The 1,162-nt window shown below is 54.0% G+C and carries 1 protein-coding gene; it reads left to right on the top strand.

Features of this window, described 5'->3' with window-relative positions:
- Positions 1-213: 213 nt before the first annotated feature.
- Positions 214-1,131: an IS110 family transposase gene (locus GIW28_RS30570; RefSeq protein WP_017139096.1), complete on the top strand. Its 918-nt coding sequence runs from the start codon at positions 214-216 to the stop codon at positions 1,129-1,131.
- The last annotated feature ends 31 nt before the right edge of the window (positions 1,132-1,162 follow it).

Below are 1,162 nucleotides of genomic sequence, written 5' to 3' on the forward strand. Positions count from 1 at the left end.
CCGCTTGTGTCTTGATCTGGGAATAAACTCTGAGGTGAGAGGGGTGGATGGCAAGCTGTGAGTCCGCGGTGCTAGAAGCACGAGTGGGAGCAAAGCTGCCATCCACCTTTCCACTCTGGCCGACAAGCCCGAACAGTTGGACGAGCACCACTCGAATCACAAGCGTGGGCATAGCCAGAGCACTCTCACTCCTGAGTGTAAGAGGGTTTTGCCATGATTTCCTGGGTCGGCATCGATATCTCTAAATTAAACCTTGTTGTCTGGGTTCAACCTCAGAAAGAAGGCTTCGAGATTCCAAACACATCTGAAGGCTTTGTTGAGCTGATCAAACGATTGAGCTGCTATGAGGTTGGCCGGGTATTGCTGGAGGCCACGGGAGGCTACGAGCGCCAGGTCATGGCGGCACTGCAACAGACGAATTTCCAAGTGCTCCGAATCAATCCTCGTCGGGCCAGAGCCTTCGCGGTGGCCATGGGCAAAAATGCCAAGACCGACCCGATTGATGCGGCAGTTCTGGCTGATTTTGCCGAAGTGCTGCATGGGTCTCACGAAAAGGTCATTTCTCCTGAGCGCGAAGCTCTGCGCGAACTGATCCAATTACGTGAGCACTTCGTTCAGCAGCGCGACGACAATAAGCGTCGACTTCAGCAGGCTCAGTTGCCAACCGTTGTCAGCGCTACCAAAGATCATATTCGCTACCTGCAAGCGCAGATCAAAGCCCTGGAAAAACACCTCGTTCAGGGCATGTTTGATTTGGATGCAGAAAAGGCCAGGCGACTCATGTCTGTGAAGGGGATTGGCAAAGTCGCGGCCGCCAGTTTGCTGGTTTACTTGCCGGAGTTGGGCGAGTTGGATCGCAGAGAAGTGGCGGCGTTAGCGGGCATAGCCCCTTACAACGACGACAGCGGAAACCACAATGGAAAACGACAGATATACGGAGGAAGAACCCGTGTCAGGCATGCGTTATACATGTCGAGTTGGGTTGTTATCCGCTTTCAAGCAGACTTTAAAACGCGCTACGAGGCTCTAAGGGAGCGAGGCAAGAGCGCGAAAGTCGCGCTCATCGCCTGCATGCGGATACTGCTGATCAGACTAAATGCCATGCTGCGAGACGGTACAGAATGGCGCTGACGGACGGTGGGTTAAGACAGTTGCTCCCACA

Origin of the sequence: Pseudomonas sp. PA-5-4B (assembly GCF_021606215.1) — a bacterium.
Lineage (GTDB): Bacteria > Pseudomonadota > Gammaproteobacteria > Pseudomonadales > Pseudomonadaceae > Aquipseudomonas > Aquipseudomonas edaphica.

Bases quoted from the DNA above. Each gene is read 5' to 3' on its own strand.
- GIW28_RS30570 (WP_017139096.1), top strand. From the start codon at position 214: ATGATTTCCTGGGTCGGCATCGATATCTCTAAATTAAACCTTGTTGTC.